Origin of the sequence: Meiothermus sp. (assembly GCF_037443965.1) — a bacterium.
Taxonomy (GTDB): domain Bacteria; phylum Deinococcota; class Deinococci; order Deinococcales; family Thermaceae; genus Meiothermus.
This window is the reverse complement of record NZ_JBBINI010000005.1, coordinates 129708-143362: the sequence shown is the minus strand read 5'-3', so window position 1 is coordinate 143362 and position 13655 is coordinate 129708. Positions and strand designations below refer to the sequence as shown.

General features: G+C 59.7%; 14 protein-coding genes. 7 read left to right on the top strand and 7 right to left on the bottom strand.

Annotated elements, in window-relative coordinates; all coding sequences use genetic code 11:
- Positions 1 to 835 (top strand): aspartate--tRNA(Asn) ligase (gene aspS / locus WKI89_RS04650; protein ID WP_337868052.1); only part of this gene is annotated, 835 nt, incomplete at its 5' end.
- 2 nt (positions 836 to 837) lie between these two features.
- Here aspS and WKI89_RS04645 read toward each other — a convergent pair.
- Positions 838 to 1095: a hypothetical protein gene (locus WKI89_RS04645; RefSeq protein WP_297558111.1), complete on the bottom strand. Its 258-nt coding sequence runs from the start codon at positions 1093 to 1095 to the stop codon at positions 838 to 840.
- A 120-nt stretch (positions 1096 to 1215) separates the two neighbouring features.
- Between WKI89_RS04645 and polA the strand changes: the two genes are divergently transcribed.
- The 3 genes from polA to WKI89_RS04630 all read left to right on the top strand — a co-directional run bounded on the left by polA (position 1216) and on the right by WKI89_RS04630 (position 4461).
- Positions 1216 to 3744, top strand: coding sequence for a DNA polymerase I (polA, locus tag WKI89_RS04640; RefSeq protein WP_337868051.1), 2529 nt, complete (start codon positions 1216 to 1218; stop codon positions 3742 to 3744).
- 48 nt (positions 3745 to 3792) lie between these two features.
- A complete protein-coding gene (locus WKI89_RS04635) occupies positions 3793 to 4083 on the top strand; it encodes a hypothetical protein (protein WP_337868050.1) in 291 nt (96 codons plus the stop codon).
- Positions 4084 to 4278: 195 nt separating this feature from the next.
- Complete coding sequence (locus WKI89_RS04630; protein ID WP_337868049.1) at positions 4279 to 4461, top strand: hypothetical protein; 183 nt, start codon at positions 4279 to 4281, stop codon at positions 4459 to 4461.
- Between the two features lie 86 nt (positions 4462 to 4547).
- On the opposite strand, the gene WKI89_RS04625 is transcribed toward WKI89_RS04630, so the two are convergent.
- The 4 genes from WKI89_RS04625 to WKI89_RS04610 all read right to left on the bottom strand — a co-directional run bounded on the left by WKI89_RS04625 (position 4548) and on the right by WKI89_RS04610 (position 8097).
- Complete coding sequence (locus tag WKI89_RS04625) at positions 4548 to 5717, bottom strand: LCP family protein (RefSeq protein ID WP_337868048.1); 1170 nt, start codon at positions 5715 to 5717, stop codon at positions 4548 to 4550.
- A 58-nt stretch (positions 5718 to 5775) separates the two neighbouring features.
- On the bottom strand, positions 5776 to 6666 hold the full coding sequence (locus tag WKI89_RS04620; RefSeq protein ID WP_337868047.1) for a phosphohydrolase: 891 nt from the start codon (positions 6664 to 6666) through the stop codon (positions 5776 to 5778).
- A gap of 122 nt (positions 6667 to 6788) precedes the next feature.
- Complete coding sequence (locus tag WKI89_RS04615; RefSeq protein ID WP_337868046.1) at positions 6789 to 7592, bottom strand: enoyl-CoA hydratase-related protein; 804 nt, start codon at positions 7590 to 7592, stop codon at positions 6789 to 6791.
- Between the two features lie 211 nt (positions 7593 to 7803).
- Positions 7804 to 8097: a hypothetical protein gene (locus WKI89_RS04610; protein WP_337868045.1), complete on the bottom strand. Its 294-nt coding sequence runs from the start codon at positions 8095 to 8097 to the stop codon at positions 7804 to 7806.
- Between the two features lie 267 nt (positions 8098 to 8364).
- Here WKI89_RS04610 and WKI89_RS04605 point away from each other — a divergent pair, with 267 nt between their 5' ends.
- Complete coding sequence (locus WKI89_RS04605) at positions 8365 to 8805, top strand: Fur family transcriptional regulator (protein ID WP_337868044.1); 441 nt, start codon at positions 8365 to 8367, stop codon at positions 8803 to 8805.
- 384 nt (positions 8806 to 9189) lie between these two features.
- Here WKI89_RS04605 and WKI89_RS04600 read toward each other — a convergent pair whose 3' ends face one another.
- Both WKI89_RS04600 and WKI89_RS04595 read right to left on the bottom strand, forming a co-directional pair.
- Positions 9190 to 10101 (bottom strand): ABC transporter permease, encoded by a 912-nt coding sequence (locus WKI89_RS04600; RefSeq protein WP_337868043.1) that lies wholly within the window; start codon positions 10099 to 10101, stop codon positions 9190 to 9192.
- Positions 10102 to 10104: 3 nt separating this feature from the next.
- On the bottom strand, positions 10105 to 11979 hold the full coding sequence (locus WKI89_RS04595; protein ID WP_337868042.1) for an ABC transporter permease: 1875 nt from the start codon (positions 11977 to 11979) through the stop codon (positions 10105 to 10107).
- Between the two features lie 374 nt (positions 11980 to 12353).
- On the opposite strand from WKI89_RS04595, the gene ubiE reads away from it, so the two are divergent.
- Positions 12354 to 13112 (top strand): bifunctional demethylmenaquinone methyltransferase/2-methoxy-6-polyprenyl-1,4-benzoquinol methylase UbiE, encoded by a 759-nt coding sequence (gene ubiE / locus WKI89_RS04590; protein WP_337868041.1) that lies wholly within the window; start codon positions 12354 to 12356, stop codon positions 13110 to 13112.
- Positions 13105 to 13650, top strand: a complete 546-nt coding sequence (locus WKI89_RS04585) for a hypothetical protein (RefSeq protein WP_337868040.1) — start codon at positions 13105 to 13107, stop codon at positions 13648 to 13650. Before ubiE ends, WKI89_RS04585 begins: the two co-directional genes overlap by 8 nt.
- Positions 13651 to 13655 lie beyond the last annotated feature (5 nt).

Here is a 13655-nt window from a genome sequence, read left to right as displayed (position 1 = left end):
CACCGAGATCTTCACACCCAAGATTGTCTCGGCAGGGGCCGAGGGGGGCAGCAACCTGTTTGGCATTGATTATTTTGAACACCGGGCTTACCTGGCCCAGTCGCCCCAGCTTTACAAGCAGATTATGGTGGGGATTTTCGAGCGGGTCTACGAGGTTGCGCCAGTGTTTCGGGCTGAGCAGCACGCCACCAGCCGCCACCTCAACGAGTATTTGTCGCTGGATGTGGAGATGGGGTTCATCGAGTCGGAGCAGGATGTGATGGATCTCGAGGAGGAGCTCATCCGGGCCATGCTGGACGAGGCCCGCCACACCGCTGCACCCGAGTGTGAGCTGCTGGGGGTGGAGTGGCCCAACCTATCCGAGATGCCCCGCCTCGAGCACCCCGAGGCCCGCCGCATCCTGCGTGAAGAGCTGGGCATGCCGGTGGGGGCCGACTTCAACGAGGAAGCCGAGCGGGCCCTGGGGGCCTGGGCTAAGGAGAAGTGGGGCGTGGACTTCCTGTTTATCTCCAACTACCCCGAAGCCGCCCGGCCCTTTTACGCCTACCCCGAGGGCGATGGCGCTACGCGGGGTTTCGACCTCTTGTTCAGGGGCCTCGAGATTACCTCGGGCGGCCAGCGTATCCACCAGTACGAGGTGTTGGTGGAGCAGCTCAAGAAAAAGGGGAACGACCCCGCCCACTTTGCGGGCTACCTCGAGGTCTTCAAGTACGGGATGCCCCCCCACGGCGGCTTTGCCATCGGGGCCGAGCGCCTCACCCAGAAGCTGGTGGGTCTGCCGAACGTGCGCTATGCCCGGGCCTTCCCGCGCGACCGCCACCGCCTGACGCCGTAGCTCTACTTTTTTAGCTTGAGCACGCCTTTGGTGATCTCCTGCTCGATGCCGAGCTCGAGGCGCATTTTCTCCAGGCGTTCCAGGAGGCCCTCGGGGGAAACCCCCAGGCGCTTAGCCATAGCAACAATCTTCTGTTCGTCGTACAGGGTGCCGAGCGTAACGGCCATGGCCTCGCGGTATTTGGGGCCCAGCATCACCTCGATGGTCTTGATGCGGAGCTGGATTTCGAACCACTCGAGCTTCTCAACTTCGTTCTGCATAGCTTTCCTTTCTTCTGCTGACCCGGAGGCCAGAACGAACCCCATCATCCTATCAGCCCCCTGGCCCTGGTGCGCCTGGCGTGCTTTCTGTTAGTAACCGAATGAGGGTAGAATGTTCGGGTGGACCAACCCAGTCTATTTAGCAGCGAAAGCCCGTCCGTCGAGCTGCCCAGGCCCGATCGCATCTGGCTGGTGGATGGGCATCACCTGGCTTACCGCAGTTACTTTGCCTTTGAAAAGCTGGCGACCTCGAGGGGCGAGCCCACCCAGGCCATTTTTGGCTTTCTGCGCACCTTGCTCAAACTCCTCAAAGAAGACGGCGACTGCGTGATTGTGGTCTTCGACCCCCCGACCAAAACCTTCCGGCACGACGCCTTCGAGGAGTACAAAGCCGGACGGGCCCCCACCCCCGATGACTTCCACCCACAGTTGGAAAAAATCAAGGAGCTTGTTGATCTGATGGGGCTTCGGCGGCTCGAGGTGCCGGGCTACGAGGCCGACGATGTGATCGGTACATTGGCTAAAAAGGGAGAGCGCGAGGGCTATCCGGTGCGCATTCTGACCGGCGACCGCGACAGCTTCCAGTTGCTCTCCGAAGCCGTGCAGGTGATGCTGCCGGACGGGCGGCTAATGCACCCCCAGGCGGTACAGGAGAAGTATGGCGTCTCGGTAGCGCAGTGGGTGGATTATCGCTCGCTGGTGGGCGATTCTTCCGACAACCTGCCGGGGGCCAAGGGCATTGGCGAGAAAACCGCTGCCAAGCTCTTGCAGGAGTGGGGCTCGCTGGAAGGTCTGTATGCGAACTTAGAAGCCCTGTCCCCCAAAATTCGCGCCAGCCTCGAGGAGAGCCGGGACAACATCCAACTCTCCCACGCGCTCTCGCAGATCCACACCGACCTTCCCCTCGAGCTCGACTTCCGCGACTGCCACCGCCGCGAACCCGACCGCATGGCCCTGCGCGAAGCCCTGGAAAGGCTCGAGTTCGGCTCCATTCTGCGCGAGCTAAACCTGCTGGCTGCCCCTCCCGTGGCCGAAGAAACCCCCTGGCCGCCGCCGCCCGATGCCTTTCTGGGCTACACCCTCGACCGCGCCCAGCCCATGTGGGCCCACTGGGTGGGCCTGGCCGCCTTTGCCGAGGGCAAGGTGTACCGGGGCCAGCCCAGCCTGCGGGAGCTCAAAAAGTTCCCCGAGATTCGCAGCATGGTGGCCAAAGACCTCTCGGTGCTGGCGCTCAAGGAAGGCATCTGGGTGCCCCCCGGCGACGACCCCATGCTGCTGGCTTACCTCTACGACCCCTCCAACTCCGACCCTGCCAGCACCGTGCGGCGCTACGGGGCGGGGGACTGGAGCCCCGACCCTGCCGAACGTGCCCAGGCGGCCCATACCCTATGGCAGACCCTGCAAGGCCGAATCGGCGAGAACCCCCGGATTGACTGGCTTTACCACCAGATCGAAAAACCCCTTTCGGCGGTTTTAGCCCGGATGGAGGCCCGGGGCATCTCCCTCGATACGGAGTATCTGTTGCAGCTTTCGGAAGAACTCGCCAAGGAAATTTCCTACCTCGAGGCCGAGATTCACCGGCTGGCCGGGCGTCCTTTTAATGTGAACTCGAGGGATCAGCTCGAGGTCGTGCTCTACGACGAACTCAAACTGAGCGCCTCGGGTCGCAAGACCCAGACCGGCAAACGCTCCACCGCCGCCAGCGCGCTCGAGGAGCTTTCAGGCCAGCACCCCATCATTGACCGTATCCTGACCTACCGCGAGCTGACCAAGCTCAAAAGCACCTACCTCGACCCGCTCCCCAAGCTAATTCACCCCAAAACCGGCCGCCTGCACACCCGCTTCAATCAGACCGGCACCGCCACCGGACGGCTTTCCTCGGTGGACCCCAACCTGCAAAACATCCCCGTTCGCACCGAGATTGGCCGCCGCATCCGCAAGGCCTTCCGGGCCGCACCGGGCATGAGACTGATTGCCGCCGACTACTCGCAGATCGAGCTGCGGGTGCTGGCCCACATGTCCGGCGACGAAAACCTAATCCAGGTCTTCCGCGAAGGCCGGGACATCCACACCCAGACCGCCGCCTGGATGTTCGGGTTGGAGCCGGACAAAGTGGGGGCCGAACAGCGCCGGGCTGCGAAAACCATTAATTTTGGTGTGCTCTACGGCATGTCGGCCCACCGCCTATCGAATGAGCTAACCATCCCCTATGCCGAGGCCGAGAACTTCATCGAGCGCTACTTCGCCTCCTACCCCAAGGTGCGGGCCTGGATTGAGCGGGTGCTGGCCGATGCCCGGCAGACCGGCTACGTAGAAACCATGTTTGGCCGCCGCCGCTTCGTGGCCGACCTGGACTCGCGCATCCGCAGCGTGCGCGAAGCCGCCGAGCGCATGGCCTTCAATATGCCGGTGCAGGGCACCGCCGCCGACCTGATCAAGCTGGCCATGGTCAAGCTCCAGCCCGAGCTCGAGCCCCTGGAAGCCCACCTGGTGCTGCAAGTACACGATGAGCTTCTGGTCGAGGCCCCTGCCGATAGAGCCGAGGCGGTGGCCGGGGTGGTGCGTGAGGTGATGCAGCAGGCCTGGGCTCTGGAGGTGCCCCTCGAGGTCGGCACCGGCATCGGCGAGAACTGGCTCGAGGCCAAGTAGAGGTGCTGCGGCAAGGTTTCTTTATCTGCGATAGTATGAATGCCGGCTATGGTCGAACGGCTAACCGAACAGTTCCTCGAGGATGAGGCCCTCACCGACGGGCTCTCCGATGAAGACGCCAGCGAGCTCGTGGGCTGGCTCGTTGGCATCGTGGAGGACCTCGAGGCCGAGTCCAACGGGATGCCCGAGCGGTATGTGAGCCAGCTCAAGCGGCTTGGGCATGAGCTGGCCCGCATTGCCCGCCAGTACGCCGTTCCCATCGAAGAATTGATTGATTTAATCGAAACCGCCTGGGAAGAACCCGGCGAAGGGCAGTCTCCCAAACCCATGCAGGCCTGATTTGGGCAGCCCGCGTAGCGGCGGGCAATACCGCCCCTTGAAAGCCAGACGCTTGCTTCGGCAAGCTCGGCAACCGTCCTTCGACTGGCTTGGCAACCACGGGTACAAACCACGGCGGCCAAACATTAAGATTCCTTAATGTTTGTTGGTGCAAATGTAACGCGCCTGTAACGGTGCAGGGTTTACTCTACAGGCATGAGCAGAGAACTTGTATTGGCAACTGAATTCGGCCACACCCGGCCTTTCCGGGTTCGGCCCCACCCCATGAGCAGCGTGCGCACCTCGCTGAGGAACTGGCTACTGCCCGCGCCCAGCGAGTTTAGCGGCCAGGTCGCCTCGCGCACCCAGGCCCGCCTGCGCTCGAGGCATCTCGCATAGCAGCTTTACCCCCCTGGCAACTGCCCCGTGCCTCCCGGTGGCAGTTGATTTTTTTGCTTCCTGTGGCAGAGCCCACCCTGTGCTCTTCACTGCTGCTGGCCGTTGGAGCCAGTAAAGTCGGCACCAATGCGCACGGTCAGATCGGCATACAAGACCGATTCGCCCGAGACCCTCGAGGACAGCCCAATGGCCTCTCCCAACACCTGCGCCAGCTCCCCTGCCCCGTTGGAAATGACCTCACTGCGCGGGGGGGCACTCTCCACCTCACGCAGCAATACCCGCAAGCCCAGTTCTCGTAGCTTGCGGCGCATCTCAATGGCCGCGGCCTCTTGGGGGGCGGCATACAGCACCACGGCCTGCTGCCCTCTTAAGTCCTCGAGGGTGGCCTGCGCAACCGTGGGGGCGTCACTAAAGTAGCGCTGCACCAGTTTGTTTAGCTCAGCCCGGTTCACCTCCCAACCCTGACCAAACTGACCGGGCATCAGCAGCGAGACCAGTTGGGGCTGCTGGGCCGCGAACCCCATCAGGCTGGCAAGCTGCTCGCGGGTCAGGTCGGTGCGGATGTTCTGCTCCACACTGGCGATGGCCTGGGGTATCCGCAGCAGACCTGCGGGCGTGAGAATTTGCTGCTTAAGGGCATTGAAGAAGGTCTGCTGCCGCTGAATCCGGCCAATGTCCCCCAGGGCATCGTGGCGGAAACGTAGATACCCTTCGGCCTGCGTACCGTTGAGGTGTTGGCAGCCGGCCTCGAGGTTGATCTCCAGTTTGGCGGCGGTGTCCTTGTATTGCATGGGTTTTTCCACGCATACCGTGATACCACCCAGGGCATCCACCCCGTTCCGGATGGCCTCTACACTGACCGCCACATAACCATCTATCCCGACCCCCGTCAAATCGCGCACCACCTGCTTGGCCAGCTCGGGGCCGCCAAACTTGTTGGCGTGGTTGATGATGTACCAGCCATAGCCGGGAATCCGTACGTAGACGTCCCTTGGTATTGAAAGGACATTGACCTGCTTGGTCACAGGATCGAACCGAACCAGCAAATTCACATCCGAGAGACCCCGAAAGTCCTCCGGGGCGCGCTGGTGGTAGTACTTGTACTCGGGCGCCACCCCAAGCACCAAAACGGTCAGAGGCTTTTCCAGATTGCGTGGCAGCGAGCCATAGCGCAGCAGGGGTTGGAGCAACGGATAGGCCCACCAGGCCGCTCCTATTAGTAAAGCCAGGATCAACAGGGGAACGACACGCCGCATACCCTGCTAGTCTAGCCTACCAATGGTGAGAAAAGCGGGTTCGAACCGGGCCCCGCCTTCAATCCAGGGTGAAGCGCGGTTCAGACTCGTGAAGGCGCACCCGGCGGATAATGCGCTGGTCGTGCTCGCCATCGTGGGTGCTGGCAATTACTGTCACGTAGTCGCGGATGGGGCTGCGCAGCACCTTTTTGGTCAGCACCTCTTCTACCTGGAAAATCCCCGCGGAGTTGTTCATAATCACCCGAATCTCCACCGGGACTTGTTCCCCCTTGAGAATCTGTACCTCGTCCACGGCCAGCGCACTGATGGAGTGGATATCCACCGAGCCCAGGGCAAAGGCCTTGCGCCCCCGGCCTTTGGTGATGTCGGTTCCGTCGGCCACCGCGGTGATGCCCGCCTCGATGGTCAGGGGCTCGGGCTCGAGGTCGTGGCCGTTGATGGAATGCAGCATGAAAGCCCGTAACTCGATGCGCTGTTCGGGGTCGCGGTAGAGCTTCTCGAGAATTCGATCCAGGATGGGAATGGCCAGTACAACGCTAAAAGATTCGTGGCGCACGCGGTGTACCTGGTTGCCGATGTCGTGGAGCATGGTCGAGAGCAGCACGACCAGGAAGGTGTCGTCCAGGTCGCCCACCCCGCTTTCCATCACATCGGGCTTGACGCCGTGGTCGGTAAGGAGTTGGAGGATGGCCACACTGGCCGCACCGGTCAGCAGCGCGTGTACGCGCCCGTGGTCGTTGTAGCCCAGTTTGCGCACGGTGATGTAGTTGGCCATGTCCCAGTGGCCCCTGGCCTCCGAATCGGAGGTGAGCATCTCGTAGGCGGCCAGCGCCCTGGGATAGCGTTGCAAACCCTCCCGTATCGCCAGGTCGGCCTCGACATACAGCTTGGCTTTGGGCTGGGTGACCTGAACGGTGCGCTCGTTCATGACGGTACTGCCATCGCTCATACCCTGATGGTAGGGCCAAGGGGTTTATGGGGCCGTGATAAAAGACACATGGCGGCGTTTCGTGGTTGGGGTTGGGTACTCGAGGCCAACTGGGAACAACTCAAATCATAATATGACCCAGCTTACTCGCCCTTGAACTGCGCGGGACGCTTTTCCAGGAAAGCTCTGGTGCCCTCGCGCATATCTTGGGTAGCACAGGCCAGGCCAAACAAGTCGGCCTCGATCTCCAGGGCCTCCTGTAAGTCCAGGTTCTCGCCCCTTCCGACGGCTTCTTTGGCCAGCGCGAGGGCCACCGGGCCATTTTTCAGGATGGCGGCTGCCAGTTCCTTGGCGGTCTGTAAGGCATCCTCGCCTATCCGGTTGACCAGGCCCAGGCTCAGGGCTTCTTCGGCAGGGACATGGCGCCCGGTAAAAATCAGATCCAGCGCCCTTCCCCGGCCAATCAGGCGGGGCAAGCGCTGGGTTCCACCAAAACCGGGAATAATGCCCAGGCCCACCTCGGGAAGCCCCAGTTTGGCTTTGTGGCTGGCTACGCGCAGGTCGCAGGCCAGGGCCAGCTCGAGGCCACCCCCCAGGGCAAACCCGTTGATGGCGGCAATGCTGGGAACCGGCAGGGCCGCAATCTCGTTGAAGACCGACTGGCCCACAATGGCGAACTCCCGCGCGGCGAACACGTCCTGAAGGTCGGCAATTTGCGAGATGTCGGCCCCGGCAACAAAGGCCTTGCCCTCCCCGGTGAAAATCGCCACCTTGACCTCGGGGTCCTGGGTGATGACCTCGGTCACTGCTGCCAGCTCTATGAGCAAATCCTGGTTCAGGGCGTTGAGGGCCTGGGGCCGGCGGATGGTAACGATGCCCAGGTTTTCCTCAACCCGGTAGGTCAACAACTCAAATTCGGGCACCTCGAGTTCAAATGTTTCTGCCACGGCAAACCTCCCGCTGGGCTCCTGGATATGCGTAGATCAGTGCCCAGCCTTCGCTATGGGCAAAGCATAGCAGAGATAACCGAAGGTAAGCACCTCCATAGCATCTGAGTCGCTCCATGCAGCAGGGCACACACCCGGTTGCTGCGTCTTTCGACCGGGCTTAGCAAATAGGTCTCAGGGTTTTGCTATAAGCTGTATTGAAAGGTACTCGTCAGGGATTGGGAGGAGCGGCAGTTGGAGGGGTGCGCAAGAAGAGCAGTTCATCCTTGTGCACATAGCCCATCTGGCGAACCAAGCCTTCACGGTAATGGGGATCGGCAGCCACTTGAAGTGCATCACTTAGTTTTTGGTTGCGTTGCTCGAGCTGCTCTAGGCGAACCTGCGCAACGGCGGCATTATGGCGAATTTGAAAGTAACGCTGTGCCTCGAGGGTTAGCAAAACCAGCAGATGCAGCGTTCCAAGCGCAAAAATCAAATGTAAAAAGCGATGAATTGGCCTCTCCACAACATAATCATTATATCACCACACACCGTTGCGTGCTGGTGTTATTTGTCACGCAACGCCGATATGAATTTCAAATACCCGACTCATAATTTTCTTCATTCAACTTAGGTGGAGGTTCTACATCAAGCTGTAGACTTTTGCTGCTGGCCCATTTTGGACCTGTTGGCGAAACAGCCTCCAGACTCTGAATTACAGCATAGCTATCGCAATAGTGATTTTTTTCTGAAAATGTTTTATAGTAGTGAAAGTTGTACAAGGGGGTTTAAGATGGCAAAGACCAAGGAGCGAGAAAGCTATAGGTCGCGGTTAAAAGCAGTGGGTTTGCGCCACACCTTGCCCAGAGAAAGGATACTGGCCCACCTCGACCGCAAGAGCACCCACCCTACTCCAGAAGAGTTGTATCATGGCTTAAAGAAGAAAGGCTACAATATTGGCCTCTCGACAGTATATTTGAACCTTCAAGTGCTGCGCGATTCGGGTCTTTTGTGGGAGTTCAAAGACCAGAAAGGCAACACCCGCTACGATGGCTTCAACGAACGGCACCACCATCTTTTCTGCCTGCAATGCGGCAACATAGAGGATGTGCTGTTCAAAGATTTGTCAGAGTTCGATCCCGAGCCGATTAAGAAGGCGGTGGAAGCCAAAAATGGCTGGTTTGTGGAAGAAGCCCGCCTAGAGCTGCGCGGTGTCTGCCCAGAGTGCCAGTAATGTGTAGTGCAAAACGGACGCCGTTATAACTTTTGAAGCATCCTTTCTTATCAAGCAGCGCCGGTTTTAGTGGGGCAACCTGGGGTGGCTAACGCCACCCCAAGCCATTTGGTTAACTCGTACCCTAACGTCAGTTCGAAGTTATGCAACAAGCTGAAAAAGCTGAGCCGAAGGTTGAAAACCCGTCAATCAGCCGGACAGCATCGTAAAGTCCACCCCTACTGGGAAGGGCGGGGTTTGTTCCGCACCAGTCCATGCAATCACAGATTGCATGAACGACCTCGGAACCCACCCCTCCTAGCTGGCCGAAGGACAGCCAGTACCTCCCCTACCGCGTAGGGGAGGCTTTAGCATGAGTCTGCCGTGCCGGTAGCTACCTGTGGCCTACTTGTCATACGGCTTGCCAACCGCCGCAGGCGGACGGCTGCGTCCAATGAAGCCGGCCAGTACCAGCATGGTCAGGATAAAGGGCAGGGCTTGCACGATGGTCGCTGGCAAAATATCCCCGCCCTGAAGCTGGATGGCCAAGGCCTGGGCAAACCCAAACAACAAGGTGGCCCCCAAAACCCCAAACGGATGCCACTTGCCGAAGATGAGCGCAGCCAGGGCAATAAAGCCGGCTCCGGCACTCATGGCCCGGATGAACTGGTTCAGGAAGCCAATCGAGAGGTACGCGCCGGCAATCCCTGCCAGCACCCCAGACAGAATGACCGCCGTGTAGCGCATACGGATTACGTTGACGCCCATGGTCTCGGCTGCTTCGGGGTGCTCGCCCACCGCCCGCAGGCGCAGGCCCCAGGGGGTTTTGAACAGCACCCACCAGACCACGGGAACTAGCAAAAAGGCGAAGATGACCAGGATGGAAACACTGCCGGCCCCCAGATCTACGTTTGGCAGGCGGTTTTGAACCTCCTGTGAGGTGGAAGTATTGTTGTATAGCACCTGAAGCACAATGGAGGGGGCACCCAGTGCAGCAATATTGATGGCCGTACCCGAGACAATCTGGTCGGCCCGGTACTTGATGGAGGTGATAGCGTGGATCAAGCCTATCAGGCCACCCACCAAGGCCCCGGCCAGCAAACCCACCCAGGGAATCCAGAAGGCCTCGAGGCCCCCGGTGGCCACCTCGATGCGGTTAACCGTAATCGCGGCAGCTGCCGCTCCAAACAGAATCATGCCCTCGAGGGCGATATTAACCACCCCGCTCCGTTCCGAGAATAAACCGCCCAACGAGGTTAGCAACAATGTGGCGGCCTGCCGGAGGGTCGAAAAGAACAAGGCGATGACAATTTCCATAGATCAATCTCCCCCCGCTGCCACGGACTTGGCCTGCCGGGCCTCCTGCTCGGCCTTGGCCTCGGTTTCGACCTGGGCCGCACGAAGCGGATCGGTAAAGTAGCGGGGCAGCAAGCCCCCCACCGCGATAAAGAGGATGATTAGGGCCTGCAACACCTGGATGATCTGGTTGGAAATGCCCAGTTGGGCGTTCAGCGAGACCCCCCCCGCCAGCAACACCCCAAACAGGGTGGCCGAAAGAAAGATACCCAGGGGCATGTTTTGCCCCATCAAGGCGACCGCAATCCCATCAAAGCCCACGCTGGCCGGGATGGCCGTCTTGAGCCGGTAGGTGCCATCCATGCCCGCCCCCAACACATAATGCGTAGCGGCCAGTCCCGCCAGAGCCCCGGCAATCACCATAGCCAAAATCATCTTTCGTCTGAGGTTGACCCCGGCATACTCGGCAGCCTTGGGTGCTAGGCCCGTGGCCCGAAGCTCGTAACCGGCAGAAGTACGGAAGAGATAGAAGTTGTAGAACAGCAGGGCGAGTATTGCGATTAGAAATGAACCATTGAGCAACTGAGAAGCCAGCGCCGAACTGATAGTGACCGGGAAACCCGGCAAGAACCCCCCCACCACGAACCCCAGCACCATCGCACCCAGCGAAAACAACAGGCGTCTCCCTAAATCCAAGCGCCGCAGGCCGTAGTAAACCCCCAAACCTGCCACCACCGCCAGCGGCAGGGCCCAGGAAAACGTGCTATCGGGCGCAATGATGTTGATCATCAGGGGAATCCGAGCCCCCGGCTGCATCTCTTCGCTACGGCCCTCGAAACCTTCTGCCTTGAAAGGCAATCGCACGGTCTGACCAAAAAAGCGGTACTCGTTGGCGGCAATCATGAACAGCAGCACCGAGGCCGCGATGTAGTTCATCATGATGGTGTTGATAACCTCGTTGGCCCCAAAACGGGCCTTGAGCCAGCCCACAATTCCCCCCCACAAGGCTCCACCCAGGGCAGCCGCTGCAATTGCAACTGGCAACAGCAACCAGCCGGGCAGCGGTAGGTACACGCCAGCCAGCATGGCGAACAGCGCGCCCATGGTGAGTTGTCCGGGGGCGCCGATATTAAACATCCCAGCGCGGAATCCAAAGGCCACGGCAAGGCCGGTAAAAATGAGCGGCGTGGCAAAACCCAGGCTGGTGAAGAGGCCGGTCAAACTGAGGATGGGGCTAAAAAGAATTTGGAAAGTATAGGTCACCAGGTCGAGTTTTCCCGCAATTAGCTCACGAAGTCCCAGCCCTTCCACTTCTTGAGTACCGAGGCCAGGCCGCAAGATGGCCACCACCACAGCGCCCACCACCACAGCCAACAACAGCGAGACGATGGGCACCACCACACCCCGAAAGCGCACCAGGAAGGCCAGGCCAGCGGGCAGTTGCATCCGGGCTAACAACAAGAGCCCCAGGGAGTAGAAAAAGCCGGCATATAAACCCAGCGAGAGCGCAAATCGGCGCAGGGGCGGGCGACGTGCCCCCGCAGCCACGGCCGCGTCATTCGCGGCACCGACGGCCTGGTAAAAAAGCAGAGCTTCAATGGCAAAGATGGCAATGCCCACCCCCCCCAGGATGTACAGCAGCCGGGCTCGAGTTTCGGCATTGGGTAAGAACAAGGCGACGCTGGCTGCTAGCAGCAGCAGTATCCAAAGGCCAAAAGCAGCCCCCAGCCAGTTGAATGTCAAGCCTTCTGGCAGCTTGAGTCCTTGTGGATTGATGACTCCTATGGGATTGAGCAGGTAGCCGGTGCCATCGAACTCCCGCATCGGAACAGCCCAAGGTGCTAGAGTCATGATCAACAAGACCAGCACGCTGACGATCAGAAAAAAATACCGGCTCATAGATTCCTCAGAGCGGATTCTACAACGCAAGCTGGAATTGAATAGCATTTCACAGGGAAGCAATGGTCATTTCTGTTTGAAATAATTCCGCCAGGGCACACCCAGCGGATGGCTGCCTTACTGCGGTTTACAGCGACAATCCATGAAAAGTAACCTAACAGCGCTTGCCTGTTTAGTAAGCGCGTCGGCTAAGCCTGTCGAAGCCGACCTTGACCGGTGTGCAGGTTATTTTCAGAAACGTCCCTGGGCGAATCGGCGAGGTGGGTAGACACCTTCGGTCTGTTGCGGTCACCTTCGGCTTTGAGGCGTGGGGAATGGCCAGACACTGCATTGTGCCCTAACCTCCCAACCCTCTAGAGTGCTAAACTCTGCGGGTGCAAGACACTACAGAGGCCAAAGCCCAGGCCATTCAAAAAATGTTCTCCGAGATCGCCCCGCGCTACGACTTGCTCAACCGGGTGCTTTCGGCAGGTGTGGACCGGAGTTGGCGTGTGGCGGCTGTAAAGGCCGCACTGGAAAACAACCCAGGGCGCATCCTCGACCTGGCAACTGGCACCGGCGATATTGCCCTGTTGCTTAAGAAAGTTGCCCCCCAGGCCGAGGTGATTGGTGGTGACTTTGCCCCCCCCATGCTCGAGCTGGCCCGTCAAAAAGCCCAAAAAGCGGGGCTGAACATTCCCTTTATCGAGGCCGACGCCCTCAGGCTGCCCTTCCCCGACAACCACTTCGATGCCGTGACCATTGCTTTTGGATTCCGCAACTTCGCCGACTACACCAAAGCCCTGGCCGAGCTGCACCGGGTGATTGCACCCGGCGGCAGACTGTGCATTTTGGAGTTTCCGCCTCCCCCCAAAAGTGGCCTGGGCGTGCTGTACCGTTTCTACTTCACCCGTATCCTACCTCTGATCGGGGGGCTGGTCTCGGGCAGTGCCTCGGCCTATCGCTATCTGCCAGAATCGGTGGAGCGCTTTCCAGACCCTCCCACCCTTGCTTCCATGATGGGTCTGGCCGGTTTTGACACCCGCTACCAACTTTTTACCGGAGGCATTACTGCGCTACACATCGGGGACAAGCCGGAAAAAAATAGCCCGGCTTTAGGCCTCCGCACCGGGGAGTATGACCTCCATGAGTAGCAAGCATCTTTCTATTGAAATAGACCCCCAACGGCTCCTCCTCGAGGGCATGGAATCAGGCGAGTTTCCGGATCTCGAGGCCCTTGCGCTGGCCCGTGAATACGCGCTCGAGCGCGCCCAGGGAAGCCCTGGCGAAAACGAAATTGTTCGCTGGTGGCACGGCCCAGGTGGCTTTTACTACGAGTTCAAGGAGTTTCCCGCTGCCTTTTACGGGCGCCTGGGCTTGGTACAGGGAGAGTACCTGACCACAGGCCAAGCCCGGGAACTGGTCTGGGAGGCTTTGACACGAGCCGATAAAGACCAGGCCGATCTGACACTTTTCTACAGCGCCAACCTGATGCAAAGCGACCAGGACTTCTTCATGGCCTACACACTGGGCAATTCCCGCATTGAACGGGGCGAGGCCCGCTATGCCCTGCCTTTGTTTATGCGCTTTAGGGCTTCCGAATATCTGCTGGTTTTGTTTCGCGTGCAAGACGAATACCTGGCCTTCAAGGTTCCCAAGGGCCAGCCCGTTCTGGGGGGGCTTTCCGCCTGAGGCCA

What these genes read in the sequence shown, in the direction of transcription:
- WKI89_RS04645 (WP_297558111.1), bottom strand. Translation starts at nt 1,095, where the DNA reads ATGCAGAACGAAGTTGAGAAGCTCGAGTGGTTCGAAATCCAGCTCCGC.
- WKI89_RS04635 (WP_337868050.1), top strand. Translation starts at nt 3,793, where the DNA reads ATGGTCGAACGGCTAACCGAACAGTTCCTCGAGGATGAGGCCCTCACC.
- WKI89_RS04630 (WP_337868049.1), top strand. Translation starts at nt 4,279, where the DNA reads ATGAGCAGAGAACTTGTATTGGCAACTGAATTCGGCCACACCCGGCCT.
- WKI89_RS04625 (WP_337868048.1), bottom strand. Translation starts at nt 5,717, where the DNA reads ATGCGGCGTGTCGTTCCCCTGTTGATCCTGGCTTTACTAATAGGAGCG.
- WKI89_RS04620 (WP_337868047.1), bottom strand. Translation starts at nt 6,666, where the DNA reads ATGAGCGATGGCAGTACCGTCATGAACGAGCGCACCGTTCAGGTCACC.
- WKI89_RS04605 (WP_337868044.1), top strand. Translation starts at nt 8,365, where the DNA reads ATGGCAAAGACCAAGGAGCGAGAAAGCTATAGGTCGCGGTTAAAAGCA.
- WKI89_RS04600 (WP_337868043.1), bottom strand. Translation starts at nt 10,101, where the DNA reads ATGGAAATTGTCATCGCCTTGTTCTTTTCGACCCTCCGGCAGGCCGCC.
- WKI89_RS04595 (WP_337868042.1), bottom strand. Translation starts at nt 11,979, where the DNA reads ATGAGCCGGTATTTTTTTCTGATCGTCAGCGTGCTGGTCTTGTTGATC.
- WKI89_RS04585 (WP_337868040.1), top strand. Translation starts at nt 13,105, where the DNA reads ATGAGTAGCAAGCATCTTTCTATTGAAATAGACCCCCAACGGCTCCTC.